At 57.8% G+C, this 24,133-nt stretch carries 27 protein-coding genes and 1 tRNA gene; 8 read left to right on the top strand and 20 right to left on the bottom strand.

Going from position 1 to position 24,133, the window contains the following annotated elements:
• Positions 1 to 254: 254 nt before the first annotated feature.
• Positions 255 to 2,579, bottom strand: a complete 2,325-nt coding sequence (locus ACI77D_RS04475; protein WP_407016126.1) for a TonB-dependent siderophore receptor — start codon at positions 2,577 to 2,579, stop codon at positions 255 to 257.
• Between the two features lie 178 nt (positions 2,580 to 2,757).
• Between ACI77D_RS04475 and ACI77D_RS04470 the strand changes: the two genes are divergently transcribed.
• Complete coding sequence (locus ACI77D_RS04470) at positions 2,758 to 3,387, top strand: CatB-related O-acetyltransferase (protein ID WP_407016125.1); 630 nt, start codon at positions 2,758 to 2,760, stop codon at positions 3,385 to 3,387.
• A gap of 68 nt (positions 3,388 to 3,455) precedes the next feature.
• Here the strand turns inward: ACI77D_RS04470 and ACI77D_RS04465 are convergent.
• The 9 genes from ACI77D_RS04465 to thrS all read right to left on the bottom strand — a co-directional run bounded on the left by ACI77D_RS04465 (position 3,456) and on the right by thrS (position 10,909).
• Positions 3,456 to 3,532, bottom strand: a tRNA-Pro gene (locus ACI77D_RS04465).
• A 90-nt stretch (positions 3,533 to 3,622) separates the two neighbouring features.
• Entirely contained in the window at positions 3,623 to 3,979 is a 357-nt protein-coding gene (locus ACI77D_RS04460) for a MerR family transcriptional regulator (RefSeq protein WP_003174972.1), read from the bottom strand.
• Complete coding sequence (gene ihfA, locus ACI77D_RS04455; RefSeq protein WP_002553164.1) at positions 3,960 to 4,262, bottom strand: integration host factor subunit alpha; 303 nt, start codon at positions 4,260 to 4,262, stop codon at positions 3,960 to 3,962. The genes ACI77D_RS04460 and ihfA overlap by 20 nt, the downstream gene beginning before the upstream one ends.
• A 3-nt stretch (positions 4,263 to 4,265) precedes the next feature.
• Positions 4,266 to 6,644, bottom strand: a complete 2,379-nt coding sequence (gene pheT / locus ACI77D_RS04450; protein WP_407016124.1) for a phenylalanine--tRNA ligase subunit beta — start codon at positions 6,642 to 6,644, stop codon at positions 4,266 to 4,268.
• 26 nt (positions 6,645 to 6,670) lie between these two features.
• The gene (gene pheS / locus ACI77D_RS04445; RefSeq protein WP_034099107.1) at positions 6,671 to 7,687 is read right to left on the bottom strand and encodes a phenylalanine--tRNA ligase subunit alpha; all 1,017 of its coding nucleotides are present in this window, start codon (positions 7,685 to 7,687) and stop codon (positions 6,671 to 6,673) included.
• A 109-nt stretch (positions 7,688 to 7,796) separates the two neighbouring features.
• Positions 7,797 to 8,153 carry a 50S ribosomal protein L20 gene (gene rplT / locus ACI77D_RS04440; protein ID WP_053257052.1) on the bottom strand — a complete coding sequence of 119 codons (357 nt, stop codon included), beginning with the start codon at positions 8,151 to 8,153 and terminating at the stop codon, positions 7,797 to 7,799.
• A gap of 27 nt (positions 8,154 to 8,180) precedes the next feature.
• Entirely contained in the window at positions 8,181 to 8,375 is a 195-nt protein-coding gene (gene rpmI / locus ACI77D_RS04435) for a 50S ribosomal protein L35 (protein WP_008145659.1), read from the bottom strand.
• A 60-nt stretch (positions 8,376 to 8,435) separates the two neighbouring features.
• Positions 8,436 to 8,987 carry a translation initiation factor IF-3 gene (gene infC / locus ACI77D_RS04430; protein ID WP_064453217.1) on the bottom strand — a complete coding sequence of 184 codons (552 nt, stop codon included), beginning with the start codon at positions 8,985 to 8,987 and terminating at the stop codon, positions 8,436 to 8,438.
• Complete coding sequence (gene thrS / locus ACI77D_RS04425) at positions 8,987 to 10,909, bottom strand: threonine--tRNA ligase (RefSeq protein WP_053257053.1); 1,923 nt, start codon at positions 10,907 to 10,909, stop codon at positions 8,987 to 8,989. The genes infC and thrS overlap by 1 nt, the downstream gene beginning before the upstream one ends.
• A gap of 370 nt (positions 10,910 to 11,279) precedes the next feature.
• Between thrS and ACI77D_RS04420 the strand changes: the two genes are divergently transcribed.
• Together ACI77D_RS04420 and ACI77D_RS04415 are read left to right on the top strand one after the other, a co-directional pair.
• A complete protein-coding gene (locus tag ACI77D_RS04420) occupies positions 11,280 to 11,594 on the top strand; it encodes a hypothetical protein (protein ID WP_407016123.1) in 315 nt (104 codons plus the stop codon).
• Positions 11,595 to 11,883: 289 nt separating this feature from the next.
• The gene (locus ACI77D_RS04415) at positions 11,884 to 12,096 is read left to right on the top strand and encodes a cold-shock protein (protein ID WP_003234260.1); all 213 of its coding nucleotides are present in this window, start codon (positions 11,884 to 11,886) and stop codon (positions 12,094 to 12,096) included.
• 74 nt (positions 12,097 to 12,170) lie between these two features.
• On the opposite strand, the gene ACI77D_RS04410 is transcribed toward ACI77D_RS04415, so the two are convergent.
• Both ACI77D_RS04410 and ACI77D_RS04405 read right to left on the bottom strand, forming a co-directional pair.
• Positions 12,171 to 12,491 (bottom strand): I78 family peptidase inhibitor, encoded by a 321-nt coding sequence (locus ACI77D_RS04410; RefSeq protein ID WP_064453219.1) that lies wholly within the window; start codon positions 12,489 to 12,491, stop codon positions 12,171 to 12,173.
• Between the two features lie 144 nt (positions 12,492 to 12,635).
• Positions 12,636 to 12,944, bottom strand: coding sequence for a hypothetical protein (locus tag ACI77D_RS04405; protein ID WP_221295241.1), 309 nt, complete (start codon positions 12,942 to 12,944; stop codon positions 12,636 to 12,638).
• A gap of 172 nt (positions 12,945 to 13,116) precedes the next feature.
• On the opposite strand from ACI77D_RS04405, the gene ACI77D_RS04400 reads away from it, so the two are divergent.
• Positions 13,117 to 13,329, top strand: a complete 213-nt coding sequence (locus tag ACI77D_RS04400; RefSeq protein ID WP_064453220.1) for a hypothetical protein — start codon at positions 13,117 to 13,119, stop codon at positions 13,327 to 13,329.
• A gap of 33 nt (positions 13,330 to 13,362) precedes the next feature.
• On the opposite strand, the gene ACI77D_RS04395 is transcribed toward ACI77D_RS04400, so the two are convergent.
• From ACI77D_RS04395 to ACI77D_RS04365, 7 genes are read right to left on the bottom strand one after another with little or no spacing between them, the layout of a single operon-like run.
• A complete protein-coding gene (locus tag ACI77D_RS04395; protein WP_064453221.1) occupies positions 13,363 to 14,391 on the bottom strand; it encodes a nucleoside hydrolase in 1,029 nt (342 codons plus the stop codon).
• 26 nt (positions 14,392 to 14,417) lie between these two features.
• Entirely contained in the window at positions 14,418 to 14,822 is a 405-nt protein-coding gene (rbsD, locus tag ACI77D_RS04390) for a D-ribose pyranase (RefSeq protein WP_064453222.1), read from the bottom strand.
• A complete protein-coding gene (gene rbsK, locus ACI77D_RS04385; protein WP_407016122.1) occupies positions 14,819 to 15,736 on the bottom strand; it encodes a ribokinase in 918 nt (305 codons plus the stop codon). The genes rbsD and rbsK overlap by 4 nt, the downstream gene beginning before the upstream one ends.
• A gap of 23 nt (positions 15,737 to 15,759) precedes the next feature.
• Complete coding sequence (locus tag ACI77D_RS04380) at positions 15,760 to 16,782, bottom strand: LacI family DNA-binding transcriptional regulator (protein WP_064453224.1); 1,023 nt, start codon at positions 16,780 to 16,782, stop codon at positions 15,760 to 15,762.
• Positions 16,783 to 16,785: 3 nt separating this feature from the next.
• Positions 16,786 to 17,763, bottom strand: coding sequence for an ABC transporter permease (locus ACI77D_RS04375; RefSeq protein ID WP_064453225.1), 978 nt, complete (start codon positions 17,761 to 17,763; stop codon positions 16,786 to 16,788).
• Entirely contained in the window at positions 17,760 to 19,313 is a 1,554-nt protein-coding gene (locus tag ACI77D_RS04370) for a sugar ABC transporter ATP-binding protein (RefSeq protein ID WP_407016121.1), read from the bottom strand. The genes ACI77D_RS04375 and ACI77D_RS04370 overlap by 4 nt, the downstream gene beginning before the upstream one ends.
• Before the next feature lie 58 nt (positions 19,314 to 19,371).
• A complete protein-coding gene (locus ACI77D_RS04365) occupies positions 19,372 to 20,331 on the bottom strand; it encodes a sugar ABC transporter substrate-binding protein (RefSeq protein WP_128587341.1) in 960 nt (319 codons plus the stop codon).
• Between the two features lie 555 nt (positions 20,332 to 20,886).
• Between ACI77D_RS04365 and ACI77D_RS04360 the strand changes: the two genes are divergently transcribed.
• From ACI77D_RS04360 to ACI77D_RS04350, 3 genes are all read left to right on the top strand, one after another.
• Positions 20,887 to 21,975, top strand: coding sequence for an asparaginase (locus ACI77D_RS04360; protein ID WP_064453228.1), 1,089 nt, complete (start codon positions 20,887 to 20,889; stop codon positions 21,973 to 21,975).
• A gap of 188 nt (positions 21,976 to 22,163) precedes the next feature.
• Entirely contained in the window at positions 22,164 to 22,415 is a 252-nt protein-coding gene (locus ACI77D_RS04355; RefSeq protein ID WP_208604440.1) for a DUF1654 domain-containing protein, read from the top strand.
• A gap of 4 nt (positions 22,416 to 22,419) precedes the next feature.
• Positions 22,420 to 23,109, top strand: coding sequence for an endonuclease (locus ACI77D_RS04350; protein WP_407016120.1), 690 nt, complete (start codon positions 22,420 to 22,422; stop codon positions 23,107 to 23,109).
• A 31-nt stretch (positions 23,110 to 23,140) separates the two neighbouring features.
• Here the strand turns inward: ACI77D_RS04350 and ACI77D_RS04345 are convergent, their stop codons facing one another.
• Positions 23,141 to 23,506, bottom strand: a complete 366-nt coding sequence (locus ACI77D_RS04345; protein ID WP_407016150.1) for an SPOR domain-containing protein — start codon at positions 23,504 to 23,506, stop codon at positions 23,141 to 23,143.
• Positions 23,507 to 23,768: 262 nt separating this feature from the next.
• On the opposite strand from ACI77D_RS04345, the gene csrA reads away from it, so the two are divergent.
• Complete coding sequence (gene csrA / locus ACI77D_RS04340; protein ID WP_003192511.1) at positions 23,769 to 23,963, top strand: carbon storage regulator CsrA; 195 nt, start codon at positions 23,769 to 23,771, stop codon at positions 23,961 to 23,963.
• The last annotated feature ends 170 nt before the right edge of the window (positions 23,964 to 24,133 follow it).

The following is a 24,133-nucleotide window of genomic DNA, read 5'->3' as shown; positions in this document are numbered from 1 at the left end:
CCTCGGCGTTAACACACCCAGGCGGGAGAGGCCTGGGAAAACGGCGGGTACTATTCCATATCACGGCGATGCAATCAAAAAACATTCTTATTAACGTTGCGAGTCTGGGGTGTGCCCTGGGCTATGTGGGAGCTGGCTTGTGTGGGAGCTGGCTTGCCTGCGATAGCATCGACTGGGTCTTACTGACAGACCGAGGTGCCTGTATCGCAGGCAAACCAGCTCCCACATTGGCCTTCCCCATATTGCCCCTGTGCTTAGAAGTCCACCGTGGCCGAGAGCAAGTAGGTACGCGGCGTCGACAGCGTCAAACCCGGTTCGCTGTCGTCAGACGCCCCGGCAGAGCTCCAGTAGCGTTTATCGGCGACGTTCTCGACATTCGCTCGTAAGGTGATGTGCTTGTCGTCGACCTTGAAAGCGTATCGCGCGCCCAGGTCGATGCGGGTCCACGCATCGATTTGCTTGACGTTGGACGTGTCGAGGTACTGTGAGCTGGAATAGAGGCCCCGGCTGGTCAGGGTCAGGCCCTCAAGCGTCGGCACATCCCATTCTGCGCCCAGGTTGACGTTGTATTTGGGCGTGGCCGGTGCGCGATTGCCGTCAAAGGTGCCGTGGGTGGTGTTCGTCAGTTCGCTGTCGATATACATCACGCCGCCGAGCAGACGAAAGCCTTTGAGCGGCTCGCCGAATACGCTCAGCTCCACGCCGTCGTTCTGGCGTTTGCCGTTGGGGCCGAAAACCCGTGTGGTCGCGTTGGTTTCGTAGGCGGGCTGCTTGATACGAAACACGGCAGCGGTCACGGCAAAGGCACCGGCGTCGTATTTGGCGCCTACTTCAACCTGTCGGCTGATAAATGGCGGGAAGATTTCATCTTCGTTGATCGAGGTCGAAGGCGCGATTTTGCCCTGGCTCAAGCCTTCCATGTAGTTGGCATATAGCGACAGTTTGTCGGTGGCTTTGAAGAGGATGCCGCCCGATGGCGAGACTTTTTCCTCGTCATACGCCGTGTCGCCCTTGACGTTGTCGGTCCAGTCATCGACCTTCACCCGCTGCCAGCGCGCGCCGAGAGTGAGCAATAAACGATCCTCGAAAAAGCCCAAGGTGTCGGACAGCGCCACGCCACTGAAGCGGTTCTCGGTGTAGACCCTGGAATCCAGGCGAGTTGGCCGTGAAGGGGTTGGGGTTTCTTCCGGGTTGTACAGGTTGCTCGGCGCCGCCGCGTACCGGGCGCCGCCGTTTTCAAAGTCCATGTAGAAGTAGCTGGCCGCCAGGTTGATCTCATGGCTAACGGGTCCGGTATGCAACCAACTGCGCACCCCGGCTGTGGCGGTGCGCACGTTTTCATCGCGGGTGAAATCCCGTGGCAATACGCTGAAATCCCCGGCGTTGTTGGTGACGGAAACCGCGTGACGCAAGAAGTCGTGGTTGCTTTTACGCGCGCCCACACCGCCATAGAGCATCACGTTGTCACTGAGGTCGAACTCGCCGTTAACAGTGCCGATGGTGTCATCGGTGCGGGCTTTGCTCCAGGGCTGTGCGTAGTTGTGACGCACATCGTTGGCGCTCGGCACCCTGGCATTGGCGCCGACTTGTACACGTTCTTGCGGCGCGTCGGTGTCGCGCTCGGTGTGGCCTATATCCGTGGAAAGGCGCAAACGCTCGCCGCGAAAATCCAGGCCCAACACGGCCATTTCACGGTCGACACTCTGGTGATCCCATTCGGTATCGCCGGACTGCTTCACGCCGTTGAAACGGATGCCAAATTTGTTGTCCTCACCAAAGCGCCGTCCCACATCCACCGCGCCACCGGCCTGGCTGCCGGATGCCCACGTGCCGGTCAACGAGGTGATGTGCTTGTCGGTAGCGCGCTTGGGCACCACGTTGATCCCGCCGCCGACGCTACCGCGTGGCGAGATACCGTTGATCAACTGGCTCGGGCCTTTAAGGATGTCGACCCGCTCGGCCATTTCCATGTCGATGGTGTAGGTCGGCAGCACGCCATAGAGGCCGTTGTAGGCCACATCACTGTTGAACAGGCTGAACCCGCGAATCGTGAATTGCTCATAGCGCCCACCCGCCGGGTTGGTGGTCATGCTGAACGGCGTTTCCATAAAGTCGCGCGAGCCGAGCAGGTCTTGAGAACCACGGCGCGCCACTTGGCCACCGGCATAAGTATCCCCATCGGCCTGCCCGGTGATGCCGAGGATAGACGTGGGCGCCAGTTGCAGGCTGCCACCCTCCGGCACCGGCACCAACCTGTACGCCTGCTCGCCCATCGGTTGCAGCTGCAGGCCGGAGCCCTGCAACAAGCGAGCAAACCCCTCCTCCACCGCGTACTTGCCGGACAAGCCACTGCTGTTGTGACCGCTGACCAGCGCCGGGTCCACGGACAGGTTGACGCCAGCGAGCCCGGCAAAGCGGGTCAATGCGGCGCTCAAACTGCCGGCCGGCACTTCGTAGCTGCGGCGCTCTGTGCTGTCTTCGGCATAGCTGAGCGGGACGAATAGCGGGCTGGCACTGAGGCTCAGCATCAGGCTCAGGTTCAGCAACGGGCGCAAGCGCAAGGGTGAGACTGCGGGCATTAGGGGAAGCTCTCGATTTTATTCACTTGCCTGGAATGACAGGCGAGGTGAAAAAAAGGGACAGGCTTCGACGACTATTTTCAGACAATAAATAAACCGCTCTACCTTCGTCTTGCATAGACGGCACCCATTCATCACGATGTCGCCTGATTTCAATCTCTGCAAGAAGGCTCACCCCATGAAGCTATTGCGTAAATGGCGCGAACATCAAGCGCGCAAGGCATTACGCGCGCTCTCCCCGCTGGAGCGCTCTACGCAAAAACTGCGCAACCGTTACCCCGATTACAGTTTTGGCATCGGCACCTACGGAGACTTGAACGTTCATGACTGGCATGAGGGCACGACCCTGCGTGTAGGCGCCTACACCTCCATTGCCGGCAATGTCGAAGTGTATTTGGGGGGCCACCATCGTACTGACTGGCTCAGCTGCTACCCGTTCCCGGCCAAGGTTAAAAGCCTCGCCCACATTACTGACTTCGGCGGTAGCAAAGGTGACGTCACCATCGGCAATGACTGCTGGATCAGCTCGCATGCGAAGATTCTGTCAGGCGTGACCATCGGCAATGGCGCGGTCGTTGCCGCCGGCTCGATCGTCACCAAGGATGTAGCGCCTTACGCCATTGTGGGCGGCAACCCCGCCAAACATATCCGCTGGCGCTTTGACGAACCCACGCGCCTGATCCTTGAGCAATCCGCCTGGTGGGACTGGCCGGAAACCGAAGTGTGCGCGATCGCGCATTTGCTCTGCAGCCCGGATATCACCCCGTTTGTGGACTACCTCAAACAGCGCGAACGCACGGCTGGCTGAACCCCGCTGAAAGTGTGACACATAAAAAAGCCCAACCTTTTCAGATTGGGCTTTTTCAAAGAAGAATATGGTCGGGACGGAGTGATTCGAACACTCGACCCCTAGCACCCCATGCTAGTGCGCTACCGGACTGCGCTACGCCCCGACTAGGCGTGTTACTGGGTTCGCTTCGCAACGAAGCGATCAGGAATATACCGCAAGCTTTTGAAATGTGGAAGTATTTTAAAAGCCTGAGTTATTTCTTCAAAACCACCAGCACATCTTCGAGTTCGGAGATCATTTGGCGGATCAATTGCTTGTATTGGGTGGTGTCGTCTTTGGCTTCATCACCGGACATACGCTGGCGCGCGCCGCTGATGGTGAACCCCTGATCGTACAGTAACGCACGGATCTGCCGGATCATCAGCACATCCTGGCGCTGATAATACCGACGGTTCCCGGTGCGTTTGACGGGGTTGAGTTGAGGAAACTCCTGCTCCCAATAGCGCAACACGTGCGGTTTGACCGCACAGAGCTCGCTGACTTCACCAATGGTGAAGTAGCGTTTGCCTGGGATGACGGGTAGCTCGTCGTTATGACTTGGTTCCAGCATAAGCCTCAACTCGGGCCTTCAACTTCTGCCCTGGACGAAAGGTGACCACACGGCGAGCCGTGATCGGGATTTCTTCTCCCGTTTTTGGATTGCGGCCAGGCCGCTGGCGTTTGTCCCGCAGGTCAAAATTGCCGAAACCGGACAATTTGACCTGTTCGTTGTCTTCCAGAGCGTGCCTGATTTCTTCAAAAAACAGCTCGACCAATTCCTTGGCCTCGCGCTTGTTCAGACCCAACTCTTCGTACAGACGTTCCGCCATCTCAGCTTTCGTCAAAGCCCCCATACGTCACTTCCTTAACGTGGCGTTCAACCTTTGTTCGAGCGAGGTGAGGATATTTTGTGTCGTGGTATTCACCTCATCGTCATTAAGAGTGCGCGATGGATGCTGCCAGGTCAAGCCAACTGCAAGGCTTTTTCTATGCGGATCAATGCCTTTACCCTGATAGACGTCAAATAGCCTGAGGTCTGTCAGCCATTCCCCTGCATTTTCACGGATTACATCCAGAACAGCAGTGGCGGCCACGTCACGGTCGGCGATCAGGGCCAGGTCACGACGTACTTCAGGGAAGCGCGACAACTCGCTGAATTTAGGCATTTTGCCCGACGCCACTTCGGCCAGCACCAGCTCAAAAACGAACACAGGACGGTCGAGACCGAGGGTTTTCGACAGCTCGGGGTGTATGGCACCGACGAAGCCCACCAAGCGCCCTTCGCGCTCGATACGCGCAGTCTGGCCCGGGTGCAACGCTGGATGGCTGCCTGGCACAAACGTGAAGTCGTTCAGTGCGCCGGCAAAGCCCAATACCGCTTCCACGTCAGCTTTAACGTCGAAGAAGTCCACGGCGTCACGGCCCTGCGCCCAGCCTTCCGGCAGACGGCTACCGCAAACCACACCGGCCAGCATCGGCTCTTGCTTCAGGCCGTCGAGTTGGCCGACGAAACGCAGGCCGCTTTCGAACATGCGTACGCGATCTTGCTGACGGTTCAGGTTGTGGGAAAGCGCCTTGACCAAACCTGGCCACAGCGACGAGCGCATGGCGGCCATGTCGTTGGAGATCGGGTTAGCCAACAGCAACGGCTCAACGCCTGGGTTGAATAGCTCGAACTGCTTCGGATCAATGAAGCTGTACGTCACTGCTTCCTGATAGCCTCGGGCAACCAGCAGACGACGCAACTCTGGCAGGTGCGCACGCGCTTCGGCCTTGGGTTGCGGTGCCAGGCGCGCTTGCGGGTAGCGTACCGGCAGACGGTTATAGCCATACAGACGGGCCAGCTCTTCGATCAGATCAACTTCCAGGCTGATATCGAAGCGATGGCTTGGCACGTCAACGTGCCACCGCCCTTCCTCGCCAGCGGAAATGCCAAGGCCAAGCGCCGACAGCAATTGCTCGATCTGAGCAGGCTCGATCACCAGGCCAAGCATTTGCTCGACGCTTTTGGCGCGCAGCGTAATAGGTGCAACGGACGGCAGGTACTGTTCGTTGACGGTTTCGGTGATCGGGCCAGCTTCGCCACCCGTGATTTCCAGCAGCAGGCCAGTGGCGCGCTCCATGGCTTCACGGGCCAGCTTCCAGTCCACGCCACGCTCGTAGCGATGCGAGGCATCGGTGTGCAGGCCGTAGGAGCGGGCCTTGCCGGCGATGGCGATCTGATCAAAGAACGCGCTTTCGAGGAAAATATCGCGAGTGGTCGCGGACACACCGCTGTGCTCGCCACCCATCACGCCGGCAATCGCCAGGGCGCGGGAATGGTCGGCGATGACCAGGGTATCAGCGCGCAGGCTGACTCCCTGGCCGTCGAGCAATACCAGCTTCTCGCCTTCTTCGGCCATGCGTACGCGGATGCCGCCATTGATTTCGGCGAGATCGAAAGCGTGCAACGGTTGACCCAGCTCCAGCATCACGTAGTTGGTGATGTCGACGGCAGCGTCGATGCTGCGCACATCGGCGCGACGCAGGCGCTCAACCATCCACAGCGGGGTTGGCCTGGAAAGGTCGACGTTACGGATCACGCGGCCGAGGTAGCGTGGGCAAGCGTTTGGCGCCAGCACTTCGATCGGGCGTACTTCCTCGTGCACGGCAGCTACTGCGGCAACCACGGGACGAGTGACTGGCGCGTTGTACAGCGCGCCTACTTCGCGGGCCAGGCCAGCGAGGGACAGGCAATCGCCGCGGTTCGGGGTCAGGTCGACCTCGATGCTGGCGTCTTCCAGCTCCAGGTAAACACGAATGTCCTGGCCTGTTGGCGCGTCGGCCGGCAGTTCCATCAGGCCGTCGTTGCCCTCGCCCACTTGCAGTTCAGCCTGGGAGCAGAGCATGCCGTTGGACTCAACGCCACGCAGCTTGGCTTTCTTGATCTTGAAGTCGCCTGGCAGTTCGGCGCCGATCATGGCAAACGGAATCTTCAGGCCCGGGCGCACGTTTGGCGCTCCGCATACGACCTGGAAGGTTTCGGAGCCATTGCTGACCTGACACACGCGCAATTTATCAGCATCAGGGTGCTGCTCGGTGCTCAGCACCTCGCCCACGACCACGCCGCTGAAAACACCGGCGGCCGGCGTTACGCTATCGACCTCAAGGCCGGCCATCGACAGACGAGCAACCAGCTCGTCGCGATCTACCTGCGGGCTTACCCAGCCACGCAGCCATTGTTCACTGAATTTCATCCTGCTCTCCTAAAGATTCGTTACGACTAGCGAAATTGCGCGAGGAACCGCAAGTCGTTGTCGAAGAACAGACGTAAGTCGTTCACGCCGTAACGCAGCATGGCCAGACGCTCAACGCCCATGCCGAAGGCAAAGCCCGAGAACTCTTCCGGGTCGATCCCGGACATGCGCAGCACGTTGGGGTGCACCATGCCGCAGCCCATCACTTCCAGCCAGCCCGTCTGTTTGCAGACGCGGCAGCCTTTACCGCTGCACATCACGCACTCCATATCAACTTCGGCGGATGGCTCGGTGAACGGGAAGAACGAAGGACGGAAACGCACCGCCAGCTCCTTCTCGAAGAACACCCGCAGGAATTCTTCGATGGTGCCTTTGAGGTCGGCGAAATTGATGTCGCGATCAACCAGCAGGCCTTCGACCTGATGGAACATCGGCGAGTGGGTGATATCCGAGTCGCTACGGTACACACGGCCTGGGCAGACGATGCGGATCGGCGGCTTGTTCGCTTCCATGGTGCGGACCTGTACCGGCGAGGTATGGGTGCGCAACAGCATGTTCGCGTTGAAATAGAAGGTGTCGTGCATCGACCGGGCCGGGTGATGGCCTGGGATGTTGAGCGCCTCGAAGTTGTGATAGTCGTCTTCGACCTCAGGGCCTTCGGCAATGCCGTAGCCGATATGGGTGAAGAACTGCTCGATACGTTCCAGAGTCCGGGTGATCGGATGCAGACCGCCCGAGGCCTGGCCACGGCCAGGCAAGGTTACGTCAATGGACTCGGCGGCGAGCTTGGCCGCAAGATCGGCCTCCTCGAGCGACGCCTTGCGCGCATTGAGAACTTCTGTGACACGCTCCTTGGCGACGTTGATCAGCGCGCCAACTTGCGGACGCTCTTCAGCCGGCAAATTCCCCAGGGTCTTCATCACCTGAGTCAATTCACCCTTTTTGCCAAGGTAGTGAACCCGGATTTGCTCCAGGGCATTGATATCTTCAGCGCTTTGCACAGCCTCAAGAGCTTGAGCGACGAGCGCGTCCAGGTTTTCCATGTACAGACTCCAGATACAAAATAGGGGAAGAGCTTGAAGGCTCTTCCCCTATTTATGACGTTTACCACCTTGGGATGCAGGAGCAACCCAGGGTGACTGTCGGGGGTACTTAAGCCAAAGTGGCTTTAGCTTTCTCGACAATCGCAGCAAACACCGCTTTATCGTTCACGGCCAGTTCAGCCAGAACCTTACGGTCGATTTCGATGGACGCTTTTTTCAGGCCAGCGATGAAACGGCTGTAGGACAGACCGTTAACACGTGCACCAGCATTGATACGAGCGATCCACAGAGCGCGGAACTGACGTTTTTTCTGACGACGGTCACGGTAGGCGTATTGGCCTGCCTTGATTACCGCTTGCTTGGCGACACGGAATACGCGTGAACGCGCGCCGTAGTAGCCTTTAGCAAGTTTCAGAATTTTTTTGTGACGCTTACGGGCAATGACGCCACGCTTTACACGAGCCATGAGTTACTTCCTCTATTCTTGACTAAATTAACGAAGGCGCAGCATGCGCTCGACTTTTGCCACGTCACACGGTGCCAGCAAGCTGCTACCGCGCAGTTGACGCTTACGCTTGGTCGACATTTTAGTCAGGATGTGGCTCTTGAAAGCGTGCTTGTGCTTGATACCGTTAGCAGTTTTCAGAAACCGCTTAGCAGCACCACTTTTAGTTTTCATTTTTGGCATGTTCGGATACTCCGCATTCAGTTGATAAACATAATCAGAAGGCCTGCCGTGCCCTGTTGATTACTTCTTCTTTTTCGGGGCGATGACCATAATCAGCTGGCGTCCTTCCATCTTAGGATGCTGCTCGACAGAACCATACTCCAACAGGTCAGCTTCAACCCGCTTGAGGAGTTCCATCCCCAGCTCCTGGTGGGCCATCTCACGGCCGCGGAATCGCAAGGATACCTTGGCCCTGTCCCCATCACTCAGGAAACGTACCAGGTTGCGCAGTTTTACCTGGTAATCCCCTTCCTCCGTCCCTGGACGAAACTTGATTTCTTTTACTTGAATCTGCTTCTGGTTCTTCTTCGCTGCGGCAACCTGCTTCTTCTTCTCGAAGATCGATTTGCCGTAGTCCATCACCCGACAAACAGGTGGGATTGCGTCGGCGGAAATTTCCACCAGGTCCAATTTGGACTCTTCAGCAATACGAAGCGCTTCATCAATAGAGACGATGCCAATCTGCTCGCCATCAGCGCCAATTAACCGAACCTCGCGTGCCGAGATATTCTCATTGATCGGCGCTTTCGGTGCAGCTCGTTTATCTTGTCTCGGTTCACGCTTAATAATAATTACTCCGAATCTGGGCGACCACGCCGGGAAACCGCTTGCGCGAGGAACTCAGCGAACTGGGCGACGGGCATCGAGCCCAGGTCAGCACCTTCACGAGTACGCACAGCGACAGTCTGCATCTCGACTTCCCGATCTCCGATAACCAAAAGATAGGGAACCTTGAGCAAAGTATGCTCGCGGATTTTAAAGCCGATCTTTTCATTTCTCAAGTCGGACTTGGCACGAAATCCGCTTTCGTTGAGAGTTTTTTCAACTTCAGCGGCAAAATCGGCCTGTTTATCAGTGATATTCATGATCACTGCCTGAGTCGGAGCCAGCCACGCGGGGAACGCACCCTCGTAGTGCTCGATCAGGATCCCGACAAACCGTTCGAACGAGCCGAGAATCGCCCGGTGCAGCATAACCGGGTGCTTACGGCTGTTGTCTTCGGAGACGTATTCAGCCCCCAAACGGATCGGCAGGTTAAAATCGAGCTGCAAAGTACCACATTGCCACACACGACCAAGACAATCTTTCAGCGAGAACTCGATTTTCGGACCGTAGAAGGCGCCCTCACCCGGCTGCAAATCGTACGCAAGGCCCGCATTGTCTAGCGCGGCGGCCAGTGCAGCTTCGGCGCGATCCCACAGCTCGTCGGACCCGACGCGTTTTTCCGGACGAGTGGACAGCTTCATTTCGACTTCGGTGAAGCCGAAATCGCGATAAACGTCCATGGTCAGCTTGATGAACGCCGCGGATTCAGACTGCATCTGCTCTTCGGTGCAGAAGATGTGGGCATCATCCTGAGTGAAGCCACGCACACGCATGATGCCGTGCAGCGCACCCGACGGCTCATTACGGTGGCAGGCACCGAATTCGGCCAGACGCATCGGCAACTCGCGGTAGCTCTTCAGGCCTTGGTTGAATACCTGCACGTGGCACGGGCAGTTCATCGGCTTGATGGCGTAGTCGCGGTTTTCCGACTGGGTGGTGAACATGTTGTCAGCGTAGTTGGCCCAGTGCCCGGATTTCTCCCACAGGCCGCGATCAACGACCTGCGGAGTCTTGATTTCCAGGTAGCCGTTATCGCGCTGAACCTTGCGCATGTACTGCTCGAGCACCTGATACAGGGTCCAGCCGTTCGGGTGCCAGAACACCATGCCCGGCGCTTCTTCCTGGAGGTGGAACAGGTTCAGGCGCTTGCCGATCTTGCGGTGGTCGCGTTTTTCGGCTTCTTCGATGCGCTGGATGTAGGCTGCCAGCTGCTTCTTGTCAGCCCAGGCAGTGCCATAGATCCGCTGCAGCTGCTCGTTCTTCGCATCACCGCGCCAGTAGGCACCGGACAGCTTGGTCAGCTTGAACGACTTGAGGAAGCGCGTGTTCGGCACGTGCGGGCCACGGCACATGTCGACGTATTCTTCGTGGTAATACAGGCCCATGGCCTGTTCGTCCGGCATGTCTTCCACCAGACGCAGCTTGTAGTCTTCACCACGAGCAGTAAATACGTCGATCACTTCGGCGCGCGGCGTGACTTTCTTGATGACGTCGTAATCTTTTTCGATCAGCGCGTGCATGCGCGCCTCGATAGCAGCCAGGTCGTCCGGAGTGAATGGACGCTCGTAGGCGATATCGTAATAGAAGCCTTCGTCAATGACCGGGCCGATGACCATCTTCGCGGTCGGGTACAGCTGCTTGACCGCGTGGCCAATCAGGTGCGCACAAGAGTGGCGAATGATCTCCAGCCCCTCTTGATCCTTAGGCGTGATGATTTGCAGGCTGGCATCGGCGGTGATCAGGTCGCTGGCGTCAACCAGCTTGCCGTCGACCTTGCCGGCCACAGTGGCCTTGGCCAGGCCGGCACCAATGGATGCGGCGACCTCGGCTACGGAAACCGAATGATCGAATGAACGTTGACTGCCATCGGGAAGAGTAATAGTTGGCATGGCGCCTCCTCTCCTAGTGGTGACCCCTACCAAAGGTCACGTGGGTTGGGATGAGCCAGTACAAGATCCAACACCAGGCCGTTCAGTGATGAACGCCTGCCTTACAGCGGCAGGAGCCTTTCGGCCAACCGATAATCGAACCAGAGTGACTGGAGTGAACTAAAAAAGAACATGGCAAGGCGGCAATTGGCACGCCTGTAAACAGCCAGGTTGCGGATGCTAGCACAGATGAACGGTCGTCGCGCCGACACGGCCTTAGGAAATACAAATTCCAGCGTTTATAGCGGCAAAAGTGAACTTGAGCTGTACGACAGGCCTCAAACGCACCGAGAATCGCCGTTCGTCCTCAAGACTTCAGGAGCCTTTAACTATGCGTTTTTCCTCGACCTTCGCGCTTTCTGCATCGCTGGCCTTCCTCTCCTTCGGCGCACAGGCTGCAGCCCCATCGAACTGGCCTTCGGCCGGCGACCGGGACAACTTTGTCAAAGACTGCACCTCAGCCGCTCAGCAGAGCGTTGACGCCAAAACCGCCAAAGACCATTGCGAATGCGGCGCCGACAAGATCAACGCGGAATTGAGCACCGCTGAAATCAAGGAGCTCATGACCAACCAGAACGCCAAGCAGGAGCTTAAAAACAAAGCGGTTACGGCTATTTCGTCCTGCAAAGTCGTGAAGAAAAAGTAAGACCGACCACTGATCAGGCAGCCTTTTAGCGGAAAAAAAAGCCTGAAAACTGCCATTTCTCACAAATTACGCAGCTTTTACGGCTTTTTTTAACAGCTGATATTTCGCGCCAAAGCCCCGTAGATCGGGGCTTTCAGCCGAACAAGGCACTAAACGCAACGCCATTGAGTAGCAAACAATGCCTTGGGGGGGCTCCCAAGTCGAACATTTCGACTATGATAGCCAAGTGTGCCCAGTTGGCCTGAGCAGCACAGCACTACTGAAAATATATGTTTCTTGGAGATACACCATGTCTAATCGCCAAACCGGCACCGTTAAATGGTTCAACGATGAAAAAGGCTTCGGCTTCATCACTCCTCAAGGTGGCGGTGACGACCTGTTCGTACACTTCAAAGCTATCGAAAGCGACGGTTTCAAAAGCCTGAAAGAAGGCCAAACCGTTTCCTTCGTGGCTGAGAAAGGCCAAAAGGGTATGCAAGCTGCACAGGTTCGCGGCGAGTAATTCTCCGCTGAGCTAAAAAAAACCCCGTCCATGTGACGGGGTTTTTTATGGGCGCTGCAAAAGCCGGGACGCTGTCAGCCGCAGTTGACCCGCGTAATCACCAGGTTGTCGTCGGTGTTCAGGTTCAAGCGGTCGGAGCGGTATTCCAGCGTGATCATGTCGTTGGGCTTGAGGATCCGCGCGTTCTGCGCGCCGGCACGGGTACGCGCCTGATCCAGCAGTTGAGGCGAAGCTTTCTGGCCGATGGCGAATTCGGCAGCCTTCGACTCACAACGGCTATGGCCTGCGTCAGCAACGGCGACGTCTTTGCCTGGCTCAGAGGCACCCGGGGTGCTGCAACCCGCCAACGCGAGTGCTGCCAACAAAGTGCCGAATGATGCGAGCTTCCAAGGCATGAAGCCTCCTATGATAAAAAATGGACAGAGATCGTGCGACAGCGATCTGGCCGTTTGGTTTCAAGACGTAAATCGCCCGACGGCAAGTCTGCCTGACTCAGGGCGTGCATTCGCCAAGTCAATCGTCACCAGATATGAACGCAGTCAGTAGATGTCGATGTAGTCAAACGGTGGGTTTGGCCAATTCTGCGTGAGCGCATTGAAAATCTGCATGACCCAGACTTCATCACTGGCCGCGACTTTACCGACATAACCCGAACCTTTCGCCCAGGTTTCCAGGCGAAACAGCAAGCCATCGATCTCGACACCGCCTACGGCCTTCCCGGAGGAGATATACGCGATACCGGCCTTGGTCACCCGTAACTGGGTATGCTCGTCATCACTGGCACTGGCGAGCAACTGACGGACAGCCTCCAGCGTGACGTTATCGGGGTTGTTCAAATCGATCTGCACCTGGTGTTCCCCGGCAATTGAATTGAGCAACAGTGTCGCACAGCGCCTGCCTCAACCCGAAGCGCCTCATGCCTAAGTAGCAGTGCCAAATACCCTGCAAAAATGGTTAACTGCCGCGACTAAAACCGCGTGCCAGCGCACTGCCCAGCACTTCAAACCCCGCGAGCCCCCCATGACCACTGTAACCCTCCAAGCCGACATTAAAGCCAAGTGGCCTCAAGGACAGAGCTCCTACAGCCCCGGAAGCCCGGAGGAGTTGGCAATCATCGGAATCGACCTGCTGGTCAAGGAACTCGGTACTCAGGCCGCGCAAGCCTTCATCGGCCAGATATTCGAGAAATACCCGGCCGATCACATGGGCGCACACAAGCCCGAGCGCGAATAAGAACCGGCCGGCGAGCGCCGACCGGCAAACACATTACTTCAGGCGCGCCAAGCGCTCGGTCAGCAGATCGAAGAAGCCTTGGGCGTCGCCGTTCTCAACCCAGAACGCGTTCTTCGGCTGCTTCAAGCCGTCATACCAATCGACGATGGTCTGGCCGAAGGTCGGGCCTTCGCGACTGTCTACCACCACGTTAACCTCACGCCCACTGAACAGTGCCGGCTTGAGCAGATAGGCAATGACGGTAGCGTCGTGTACCGGACCGCCCGGGATGCCGTAGTGCTCCATGTCGCCTTTGACGTATTCATTGAGAATGTCGCCAACCACTTTGCTCGCGTTGTTGTTAATCGCCGCGATTTTCTTCAGGCGCGCTTCGCTGGTCAGCACCTTGTGGGTCACGTCCAGTGGCAGGTAGGTCAGCTTGACGCCACTTTTGAGCACGATTTCAGCGGCGATAGGGTCGGCGAACAAATTGAATTCGGCCACCGGTGTGATATTGCCGCCATTGAAGTGCGCACCGCCCATCACCACCACTTCCTTGATGCCTTGGGTGATTTCCGGGGCCTGGGTCAACGCCAGCGCCAGGTTGGTTTGTGGGCCGAGCATGGCGATGGTAATGCTGTGTGGCTTGGCAGTGCTGAGCGTTTTGATCAGGTAGTCGACAGCATTGCCTTCAGCCAGGCCGTTTTTTGGCTCGTGTACGGTGACACCGGAAATACCTTCTTTGCCGTGAATATTCTCAGCGTAAATCGGCGTGCGCAGCATCGGTTTTGGCGCGCCTGCGTACACAGGAATTTCCTCACGCCCTGCCCACTCACGAGCCAGGCGTGCGTTGCGGGAAGTCTTGTCCAGGCGCACGTTACCGGCAACGGTGGTCAGCGCACGAATGCTCAGTTCCTCCGGAGAGGCCATGGCAAACAACAAGGCCACTACGTCATCGGCACCTGGGTCGGTATCGATGATCAGGTCGATTTTTTCCGCCGCTTGGGCGCTGGCTGCTGTGAGCGCGGACAAAAGCAGGACACTCCGAAACAGGTTTTTCAGGGTTGGAAGACCACGTTGCATGAAACACTCCTTGTCGTAGGAAAACTCTAGAAGGTTACGCCGGACACCAGCGCGATATTGCAATAAGGCTGGCACTCGCCAGTGCGCACTACGGCGCGGGCCTTGCGGCTGAGCTGCTTGAATTCTTCGTGGCTGAGCAGGCGGCGCTCGCCGAGGGCAGCCTGGTCAGTCAGGGTGTTGAGTGCCGTGAGCGCAGGTGGCTGCTTGAGCAGGATTTCTTCCGCCAACACGTGGCTTTCCACCTGCATTTCGCTCAGCACAATGCGTAGGGTACTGATGAAATCAGGAATGCCCTGGGTCAGCGCCAGGTCGATCAACTCGACGCCCGGCGGCACCGGCAGGCCGGCATCGCCAATCACCAGGATGTCACCATGACCGAGGGACGCGATCACGCGCGACAGGGCGATATTGAGCAGAGGTGTCTTTTTCATGAGGGTATAAAACCTTGAACGTCCTGCAATACAGGGATAGAGGGTTGCGCGCCGGCGCGAGTGACCGACAGCGCTGCGGCGACCTGACCAAAGCGAATAGCCTCGGCTTCGCTTTTACCGTTGGCGAGCGCGGCGGCAAAACCACCCACGAAGGTGTCACCGGCAGCCGTGGTGTCCACTGCCTTGACCTTTGGCGCCACCAGGTGCTCAAAGCCGTTGCCATCGGCAAACAGCGCGCCCTGCGCCCCCAGAGTGATGATCACTTTGCCGGCGCCCGCCTTGATCAACTGCGTCGCAGCGACCTTGGCGCTGTCGAGGGAATCGACCGTCACGCCACTTAATGCACCGGCTTCGCTTTCGTTGGGAATCAGATAGTCGATCGAGGCGTACCACTGCGCGGGCAACGGGCCACTGGCCGGTGCTGGATTCAGGATCACCGTCTTGCCCAGTTCACGACCGCGCTTGAGAGCATGGCCCACGGTGTCCATGGGTACTTCCAATTGGCAGACGATCACATCGGCCGCCTGCAACACCGAATCGGCCAGCTGCAACGAAGCGGGCGTCAGCTCACCGTTGCTTCCCGCAACGATTACAATCGCGTTCTGGCTGCTGTCATCCACCACAATCAATGCCACGCCGCTTAAGCCGTCGACCGAGCTGACGGCCTGGCAATCAATGCCCTCCACCAGCAATGCGTCGCGCAATTGAGTGCCGTAGGCGTCCGTGCCGACGCATCCAATCATCGCCACATCAGCACCCAGGCGCGCCGAAGCGACCGCCTGATTGGCGCCCTTGCCGCCCGGGACGGTGGAAAACGTTTGGCCAATCAGGGTTTCACCGGCGCGCGGCAAGCGACTGGCGCGGGTGACCAAATCCATGTTCAAGCTGCCTATTACCACTACTTTTGCTGGCATACATCAGTACTCATCAATTCGGTTCAGCGGTATTGGGCGAACACACCCGCAAACGGCGCCGTCGACTCACGTAAAACAATGCTTGGCGTCACGATGCGCTGATCGATCGGCAGTTGGGGTGTCGCAATTCGTCGCAATAAGAGTTCGGCGGCCGTCTCGCCCAATTGCACGATTGACTGCCCGACCGTGGTCAGCGCGGGGTAAACGTAGCGGCCCATTTGAATGTCGTCAAAACCGATCACCGACAGCTCACCCGGCACACGAATATTGCGCTCGGCTGCCGCACGTAATACACCGAAACCGATCATGTCGTTACTGGCGAAAATCGCACTTGGCGGGTTTTCCGACAGCAACTGTACCGCAGCGGCATAACCACCGGTGCTGGTGAAGTCACTTTCCAGGGTGCGACTGGCCGCTACATCCACGCCCGCCTCACGCAGCGCGCGGTGATAGCCCGCAAGCCGCATTTGCGCCACACGGGTGTGACCGGGGCCACCAATGCAGGCGATGTCCCGGTGACCCAGTTCAAGCAAGTGCCGGGTCGCCAGGTAAGCGCCCTCCTCGTGGTCGATACGCACCAGGTCGACATCAATGCCATCCAGCGCACGGTCGACAATGACCATGGGCGTGCGCACCGCACTCAAACCCGCAGCAAGGCCACTGTCGTCACCACCCACCGAGGTCACGATCAAGCCGTCGATGCGCTTCTCGAGCAATACGCGCAAGTAGCTGCGCTGCTTCTCAGCGTTATCGTCGGAGTTGCAGAGGATCACGCAATAACCATTACGCTCACAGTAATCCTCGATGCCCCGGGCCAGTTCGGCAAAATACGGGTTAAGGCTATTGGGCACCAGCAGGCCAATGGTGGCAGTGGTCTTGGCTTTGAGCGAGCGCGCAACCGCACTTGGCACATAGTCCAACTGCTTGATCGCTGCTTCAACCTTGATCCGCACAGGCTCGCTGACCGGCCGCGTCTTGTTAACCACATGGGACACGGTGGTGTAGGAAATACCTGCGAGCGCCGCCACATCCTTGATCGTTGCCATGGTTCAGCCCCGCCGACTGGCGCGCTGGCTGCGGTAGGTGTCGAGGACCACGGCAATCACGATCACGGCACCGGTGATGATGCGTTTGGTAGGCTCTGTAGCACCGATCTGCGCAAGGCCGGCCGCCAGCACCGAAATAATCAACACACCGAAGAACGTACTGATGACCGAGCCGCGCCCACCCATCAGGCTGGTACCGCCGATCACCACCGCCGCGATCACCTGCAACTCAAGGCCGGAGCCGGCATTCGGGTCCGCCGCTTCCAGGCGCGAAATCTGGAACAGTGCCGCCACGCCGGCCAACAGCCCCATCAGGCTGAACACCAGGATCTTGTAGGGTTTGGGATTGATCCCGGCCAGGCGCACCGCCTCTTCGTTAGTGCCGATACCGATCAGGTAACGGCCGAATACAGTACGGGTCAACACCAACTGAGCGGCAACGATGACCAGCAAAGCAATGATAAACGATGGCGAAATACCGAAGGCAACCGGGTTGGACAACCAGGCAAACGAATCACCGATATAGGCGGTGCGCGAACCGGTCATCTGGTAAGCCACGCCACGGGCCATTTCCAGCACGCCGAGGGATACGATAAATGACGGAATGCGCCAGGCCACGGTAATCGAACCGGTGATGGTACCCGCCAATGCTGCGCAGCCCATGCCCAGCACCGCCGCTGGCAATACGCTCCAACCCCAGCTGAGAATCGCCACGCTGACTGCCGATGCGGCCAATGCCAGCACCGAGCCCACCGACAGGTCGATACCGCCGATGATCAGGATGAACGTCATGCCGACCGCCAGCACCATCAGGTCCGGAATCTGGTTGGCCAGGGTGCTGAAGGTGTCATAGGACAGGAAGTGATCGCTGAGTACCGAGAACAGCGCAATCATTGCGAGCAAGGCACCGGCCAGTCCCAGATAAGTACCCAGGCCGTAGAAGTTGCCGCCGGTTTTACCCGGGGAGTTTATTGTTTTCATGGGGTATCCCTAAGCGCTGCGTCGTTCAGCAGCGCGTCACGTTTTTGATAGCCGGCAAAGGCGGCGGCGAGCAACTCGTCCTGGGTCCAGCTGTCGCGCTCGAAGGTCTCGATCAGGCGCCCGGCAGACAGCACGCCGATGCGGTCGCAGATCAGCATCAGCTCCCGCAGGTCGCTGGACACCACTACCAGCGCTTTGCCCTGGCGCGTCAATTCGCCGAGCAACGCATAAATGTCGAACTTGGCGCCGACGTCGATACCGCGGGTTGGCTCGTCAAAGAGCATCACCGCGCAATCGCGCTCCAGCCAACGGCCGATCACGACCTTCTGCTGGTTGCCGCCCGACAGCTCGGACACCAACTGTGCGGGGCTTGAGCTGCGGATGCGCATGGCATCAATCTGGCGCTTGGCCAGGGCAGTTTCGTCCCGGCTGTTCACCACGCCGCCGCCGGAAATTTCCGGCATGTTGCCCAGAGCGATATTGGCGCTGATGGATTGGGTCAGCAGCAGGCCTTCACCCTTGCGGTCTTCGGTAATCAGAGCAATGCCATGAGCCACCGCGTCCACCGGCGAACGGATACTCACCACCTGCGCTGGCGACCCCAGGGCCACCGTGCCACTGTCGGCCAGGTCGGCACCGAAAATCAGGCGTAACAATTCGGTACGGCCCGCGCCGATCAGGCCGGAGATGCCATAGATCTCCCCGGCACGCACTTCAAAGGACACATCGCGGACCTTGTCCGAGCGGGTCAGCCCTTTCACCGTCAGGGCCGGACCGCCAATGGTGCGTGGCCCCAGGTCGATCTGTTCACCCAGCTCACGACCGACCATCAAGGTGACCAGTTGCTCACTGTTGTAATTGGCCATCGGCTCGACGCAGACCAGCTTGCCGTCGCGTAAAACCGCAATACGCTGCGCGACACGAGCCAGTTCTTCGAGCCGGTGTGAAATATAAATGATCGCCACGCCCCGGGCCTGCAGGCGGGTGATTTGCTCAAACAGCATCTCGACTTCACGGGCGGTGAGCATGGCCGTGGGTTCGTCGAGGATCAGTAAATGGCAGTCGCCGATCAGGTTGCGAGCGATTTCGACCATTTGTTGATGGCCGATGCCCAGGCTCCCGACGAGGGTGTCCGGGTCGATCGCGTCGAGGCCGACTTGGGCCATCGCCTCGATCGCAGCCTTGCGCAGTTGCGTGCGGTTGATCCAGCCACAGTTTCTGGGCAGGTTATCCAGAAACAGGTTTTCGGCCACGGTCAGCGTTGGCAGCAGGTTGAGTTCCTGCATAACCATGCGCACGCCCAGCTCTTCAGCCTGGGTGCGACTGCCGGGGCGGTAATCCTGGCCATTGAACTGCATGTGCCCGGTGGTCGGCGTGACCAGCCCGCCGATAATTTTCGACAACGTGCTTTTACCAGCGCCGTTCTCACCAGTCAGCGCCAGCACTTCCCCGCGATTGAGCGTCAGGGTGATGTCGGACAGAACCGGTTGGGCATAGGTCTTGCCGATACCGCTGACCGAGAGGACAGCGTTCGGGGCGGAAGATGACATAAGAAAAATCTCCAGGCGCCCGCTCAGGACGAGCGGGCGCTGTTGGGTGCTACCAGGATTACTTCTTGAGGACGAGTTCGACCGGGGTTTCGATCACGCCGTCTTTGGCATCGACTTGCTCACCCTTGACCAGCTTGAGCGCGTTCTGGATACCGAACACAGCTTGCTGAGCAGCGGCTTGGTCGGCAGTCGCCAGGACACGGCCGTCCTGCAGCATAGGTTTAATGGCTTCGATGTTGTCGTAGCCCACCACCAGCACTTTGCCGGCCTTGCCTGCCGCACGTACCGCGGAGACTGCGCCCAGTGCCATGTTGTCGTTACCGGCCAGCAGCGCCTTGAGGTCCGGGTATTCGCTCAACATGGCGGAGGCCACTTTCTGGCCCTGGTCGATTTCCCAGTTACCCGATTGGGTGGAAACGATCTTCATGCCGGCGGCGTCCATCGCATCCTTGTAGCCTGCGGTGCGCTGCTGGGCGTTGGTGGTGGTCGGCACGCCTTCGATGATGCCGACCTTGTCACCCGAGGTCAGTTGCTTGGCCAGGTAGTCACCCACCAGCTTGGAGCCTTTGCGGTTGTCCGGGCCCACAAACGGGATAGTGAGGTTTTTGCTTTTCAGTACGTCCGGATCAAGGCGGTTGTCGATGTTGACGACCTTGATGCCAGCATCAGAGGCTTTCTTCAGCACAGTGACCAATGCCTTGGAGTCGGCGGGGGCGATCACGATGGCGTTTACTTTGGCGAGGATCATCTGGTTGACGATATCGATCTGCGCACTGGTATCGGTTTCGTTCTTGATCCCGTTGGTGATCATGTCGAAATCAGCGGAATGCGCCTTCTGGTATTCCTTGGCGCCGTCCTGCATGGTCACGAAAAATTCGTTGGCAAGGGATTTCATCACCAGGCCGACCTTGGGTTTGGCGGCGGCGTCATCAGCGAATGCAGAGGAGAGAGGTAGAGCAGCGGATGCGGCAGCAAGCACAGCGACAGCAAGAAGACGTCCAGCAAATGGCAGCTTCATGGGTTCACTCCGATCTTATGATTATTGTAAGCAACGCTTGCACCGAAGAACGCTTCGGCAGCCCTCCCACCCGGGTGGCTGATACGAGCTTTCACGATACTCAGGGAGCGCTGCGTGAAACATCTCGCAAACGTTTGCGTTAGTCAAACTATGAGAACCTTGCCGAGATTTGTCAACGACGGAAATCTGCCTTTCATCTGGCCCGGGCCTTTCATCGTACCGCTGATGTGATTAAACATTGCCTTTGCCCGACCGCTCTCCAAAACGACAGGCAGTGACGCCACCGTCATACACGCCTCCATGAATATTCCATCATGGTTTTCGGACAACCGAACGCAATAGCCCCTCACTGTTCGGAAAGCCGGACAACCGCTCCTCATCCCCCTCTAAAAAATCAATTTAAGTTGTTTTAAATCAACACGTTAATTTATATGTTCGGCCACCATCAGCCTGGTACAAATCCTGCTCTTTCTCAGCACCTCGCGGCATTCAGAATCGCCCGGGTGTTCTAGATGAACCTGCTACCGCACTCATCAAAAACCAGAGAGAAAAATAATGAAATCTGCACTGAAAACCTTCGTTCCGGGCGCTCTAGCCCTACTGCTGCTGTTCCCCGTTGCCGCCCAGGCAAAGGAAGTTGAAACCAAGACCAAACTGTCCAACGTGGTGATTCTCGCCACTGGCGGCACCATTGCAGGTGCCGGCGCCAGCGCCGCCAACAGCGCCACCTACCAGGCGGCCAAAGTCGGTATCGAGCAATTGATCGCTGGTGTTCCTGAGCTTAGCCAGATCGCCAATGTACGCGGCGAGCAAGTGATGCAAATTGCGTCCGAAAGCATCAACAACGAAAACCTGCTGCAGTTGGGTCGCCGCGTTGCCGAACTGGCTGACAGCAAGGACGTGGACGGCATCGTAATCACCCACGGTACCGACACCCTCGAAGAAACCGCTTACTTCCTGAACCTGGTGGAAAAGACCGACAAGCCAATCGTAGTCGTCGGCTCAATGCGTCCAGGTACCGCCATGTCGGCTGACGGCATGCTCAACCTGTACAACGCCGTGGCTGTCGCCGGCAGCAAAGACGCTCGCGGCAAGGGCGTACTGGTCACCATGAACGACGAAATCCAGTCGGGTCGCGACGTCAGCAAAATGATCAACATCAAGACCGAAGCGTTCAAAAGCCCGTGGGGCCCGTTGGGCATGGTCGTTGAAGGCAAATCCTATTGGTTCCGCCTGCCTGCCAAGCGCCACACCATGGATTCCGAGTTCGACATCAAGACCATCAAAAGCCTGCCGGACGTGGAAATCGCCTACGGCTACGGCAACGTGAGCGACACCGCCGTCAAGGCCCTGGCCCAGGCCGGTGCCAAAGCCATCATCTATGCCGGTACCGGTAACGGTTCGGTGTCTTCCAAAGTAGTCCCTGCCCTGCAGGAACTGCGCAAGCAAGGCGTGCAAATCATTCGTTCTTCCCACGTGAATGCCGGCGGGTTCGTTCTGCGTAACGCCGAACAGCCTGACGACAAGTACGACTGGGTTGCCGCACATGACCTCAACCCACAGAAAGCCCGAATTCTGGCAATGGTTGCCCTGACCAAGACTCAGGACAGCAAAGAGTTGCAACGGATGTTCTGGGAATATTGATTGCTAGCGACACCTGTAGAGGCGGGCTCGCCTGCCTCTACCTCCCCGCTCGCCCCTCCGGTACACATTCTCCTCGCTACAGCCCTCTGCCTGAATGACCGTCAAACGAACTTCCTGAATATTAAGCAGTTGCGAAATTCGTAACAGTTAAACACTGTATGCACGTACAGCACACTAAGGAATACTCCGTGGCAACGTCTACTTCTGCAGCGCCAACCCCGCCTGACGCCTATGCACGCCTCGCCGTTCGTGTGCAAAAAATCATCAATTCGACCAACGCCCAAAAAGCCAAGGCCGCCCTGATCTTCCGTTTGCCGGACGAGCCGGAGGAAGAATGGGAGCGCTTGCTGGAAGAAATCGCGGAGAACGACAACGTCACCCTCGCCTATCGGGATGATGGCGGCGTGCAGATTTTCTGGGTTGTGCCGAAGGAAGATTGATTCAATGAGTGCCCGTTTTATTGCTGTTTTTTGCTTGTTTTTTGCCGCTACTGCTCATGCTCAGGCGCCTCGAACATTCGGCGAGGCCAAGAAAGTCGCCTGGAAGCTCTACGCACCACAATCCACGGAGTTCTACTGCGGCTGCAAATACAACGGCAACCGTGTGGATTTGAAAGCCTGCGGTTACATCCCACGCAAAAATGCCAACCGCGCTGCACGCATCGAATGGGAACACATCGTTCCAGCCTGGCAGATCGGGCATCAGCGCCAGTGTTGGCAAACCGGTGGGCGCAAAAACTGTACGCGCTACGACGACGTGTTCAAGCGCGCCGAGGCGGACCTGCACAACCTGGTGCCGAGCATCGGCGAGGTCAATGGCGACCGTAACAACTTCAGTTTTGGATGGCTGCCGGCGCAACGCGGGCAATACGGTTCATGCCTGACCCAAGTGGATTTCAAGGCCAAGAAGGTCATGCCCCGCCCGTCCATTCGCGGGATGATCGCCCGAACGTATTTCTATATGAGCAAACAATACGGCTTGCGCCTGTCAAAACAGGACCGCCAGCTGTATGAAGCCTGGAACAAGACCTACCCCGTGCAACCTTGGGAGCGTCAGCGCAACCAGACCGTGGCGTGTGTAATGGGGCGCGGTAACGAATTTGTCGGCCCGGTGAACCTGAAAGCCTGCGGCTGAAAATGGGCGGGACTGCCGCCCAACCTGCCGGTTACTGCGCAATCTTGTGCTCGATGACCTGCGACTCGGTATCATTTTTCTTGGCGCGTGCCAGTTTTTCGGTCAACAGGGCCTGCTTGGCTTCAGCTTCGGCCTTGCTGGCGAACGGGCCCAGCAGTACCTCGTCCTTACCGTCTGTCTTCACGATATAAAAATTGAAACCATGTTCCAGCAGCCAGGCGGTCAAGTCGGTGAGCGCCTGCAGTTTGTGGTCTGGCGGGCCTACCCATACGTCCCACTCCTGAGCGGCAATCACTCCGGTTTGAGGCTGGCTCTCGGTCACGGCAGGCTTGGCCTTGGGGGCGTCGACCGGTTTACCTTCACCGCAACCGGCCAATGCCAACACCGCAATTGCCATCGCTACTTTACGCACTGCCCTGCTCCTTTAAGGATAAAGAGGCAACTTTATCATTCACTGTCTATTCTGGCCGTCATAAACGTTGGCTTAAACAATGCGAATGATGTACCGCAGACCTGTATGATGCCGCCATGGGAATTAATGTCGCCTCTATGCGTCCTAAAAGAGGCAGTCACAGGGAAGCGCTTAGCAGTAAGCTACACACATCCGACACGTGCCCTGTCTGAAACATGTGCCCTTAAAAGTAATCAAGGAGAAGTCCATGCTGATACTCACCCGAAAAGTTGGTGAAAGCATAAACATCGGTGATGACATTACGATCACCATCCTGGGCGTCAGCGGCCAGCAAGTACGAATCGGCATCAACGCCCCCAAGGACGTTGCCGTGCATCGCGAGGAGATTTACCAGCGCATCCAGGCCGGCCTCACGGCTCCGGACAAAAACCAGACTCCTTGACGCCCCACTCAGTAGCCAGCCTTTTCGTTCACTGTAACGGCTGGCGAAATCCCTTCAGACTGTTCGCGCTTTCTTGCGCGATCCGCGCGCTTGACACGTTCAGCGTCGCTGCAAGATGAAACTGTCTTGGCGCCTGGAACTTGTTGCTTAATTCGCAGCCGAATCTCCTG

This window comes from Pseudomonas sp. O39 (genome assembly GCF_045447295.1).
Classification (GTDB): domain Bacteria; phylum Pseudomonadota; class Gammaproteobacteria; order Pseudomonadales; family Pseudomonadaceae; genus Aquipseudomonas; species Aquipseudomonas antarctica_A.
This window is presented reverse-complemented; position numbering and strand designations above follow the sequence as displayed.

What these genes read in the sequence shown, in the direction of transcription:
- ACI77D_RS04475 (WP_407016126.1), bottom strand. Translation starts at nt 2,579, where the DNA reads ATGCCCGCAGTCTCACCCTTGCGCTTGCGCCCGTTGCTGAACCTGAGC.
- ACI77D_RS04470 (WP_407016125.1), top strand. Translation starts at nt 2,758, where the DNA reads ATGAAGCTATTGCGTAAATGGCGCGAACATCAAGCGCGCAAGGCATTA.
- ACI77D_RS04460 (WP_003174972.1), bottom strand. Translation starts at nt 3,979, where the DNA reads ATGCTGGAACCAAGTCATAACGACGAGCTACCCGTCATCCCAGGCAAA.
- ihfA (WP_002553164.1), bottom strand. Translation starts at nt 4,262, where the DNA reads ATGGGGGCTTTGACGAAAGCTGAGATGGCGGAACGTCTGTACGAAGAG.
- pheT (WP_407016124.1), bottom strand. Translation starts at nt 6,644, where the DNA reads ATGAAATTCAGTGAACAATGGCTGCGTGGCTGGGTAAGCCCGCAGGTA.
- pheS (WP_034099107.1), bottom strand. Translation starts at nt 7,687, where the DNA reads ATGGAAAACCTGGACGCGCTCGTCGCTCAAGCTCTTGAGGCTGTGCAA.
- rplT (WP_053257052.1), bottom strand. Translation starts at nt 8,153, where the DNA reads ATGGCTCGTGTAAAGCGTGGCGTCATTGCCCGTAAGCGTCACAAAAAA.
- rpmI (WP_008145659.1), bottom strand. Translation starts at nt 8,375, where the DNA reads ATGCCAAAAATGAAAACTAAAAGTGGTGCTGCTAAGCGGTTTCTGAAA.
- thrS (WP_053257053.1), bottom strand. Translation starts at nt 10,909, where the DNA reads ATGCCAACTATTACTCTTCCCGATGGCAGTCAACGTTCATTCGATCAT.
- ACI77D_RS04420 (WP_407016123.1), top strand. Translation starts at nt 11,280, where the DNA reads ATGCGTTTTTCCTCGACCTTCGCGCTTTCTGCATCGCTGGCCTTCCTC.
- ACI77D_RS04415 (WP_003234260.1), top strand. Translation starts at nt 11,884, where the DNA reads ATGTCTAATCGCCAAACCGGCACCGTTAAATGGTTCAACGATGAAAAA.
- ACI77D_RS04410 (WP_064453219.1), bottom strand. Translation starts at nt 12,491, where the DNA reads ATGCCTTGGAAGCTCGCATCATTCGGCACTTTGTTGGCAGCACTCGCG.
- ACI77D_RS04400 (WP_064453220.1), top strand. Translation starts at nt 13,117, where the DNA reads ATGACCACTGTAACCCTCCAAGCCGACATTAAAGCCAAGTGGCCTCAA.
- ACI77D_RS04395 (WP_064453221.1), bottom strand. Translation starts at nt 14,391, where the DNA reads ATGCAACGTGGTCTTCCAACCCTGAAAAACCTGTTTCGGAGTGTCCTG.
- rbsD (WP_064453222.1), bottom strand. Translation starts at nt 14,822, where the DNA reads ATGAAAAAGACACCTCTGCTCAATATCGCCCTGTCGCGCGTGATCGCG.
- rbsK (WP_407016122.1), bottom strand. Translation starts at nt 15,736, where the DNA reads ATGCCAGCAAAAGTAGTGGTAATAGGCAGCTTGAACATGGATTTGGTC.
- ACI77D_RS04380 (WP_064453224.1), bottom strand. Translation starts at nt 16,782, where the DNA reads ATGGCAACGATCAAGGATGTGGCGGCGCTCGCAGGTATTTCCTACACC.
- ACI77D_RS04375 (WP_064453225.1), bottom strand. Translation starts at nt 17,763, where the DNA reads ATGAAAACAATAAACTCCCCGGGTAAAACCGGCGGCAACTTCTACGGC.
- ACI77D_RS04370 (WP_407016121.1), bottom strand. Translation starts at nt 19,313, where the DNA reads ATGTCATCTTCCGCCCCGAACGCTGTCCTCTCGGTCAGCGGTATCGGC.
- ACI77D_RS04365 (WP_128587341.1), bottom strand. Translation starts at nt 20,331, where the DNA reads ATGAAGCTGCCATTTGCTGGACGTCTTCTTGCTGTCGCTGTGCTTGCT.
- ACI77D_RS04360 (WP_064453228.1), top strand. Translation starts at nt 20,887, where the DNA reads ATGAAATCTGCACTGAAAACCTTCGTTCCGGGCGCTCTAGCCCTACTG.
- ACI77D_RS04350 (WP_407016120.1), top strand. Translation starts at nt 22,420, where the DNA reads ATGAGTGCCCGTTTTATTGCTGTTTTTTGCTTGTTTTTTGCCGCTACT.
- ACI77D_RS04345 (WP_407016150.1), bottom strand. Translation starts at nt 23,506, where the DNA reads ATGGCAATTGCGGTGTTGGCATTGGCCGGTTGCGGTGAAGGTAAACCG.
- csrA (WP_003192511.1), top strand. Translation starts at nt 23,769, where the DNA reads ATGCTGATACTCACCCGAAAAGTTGGTGAAAGCATAAACATCGGTGAT.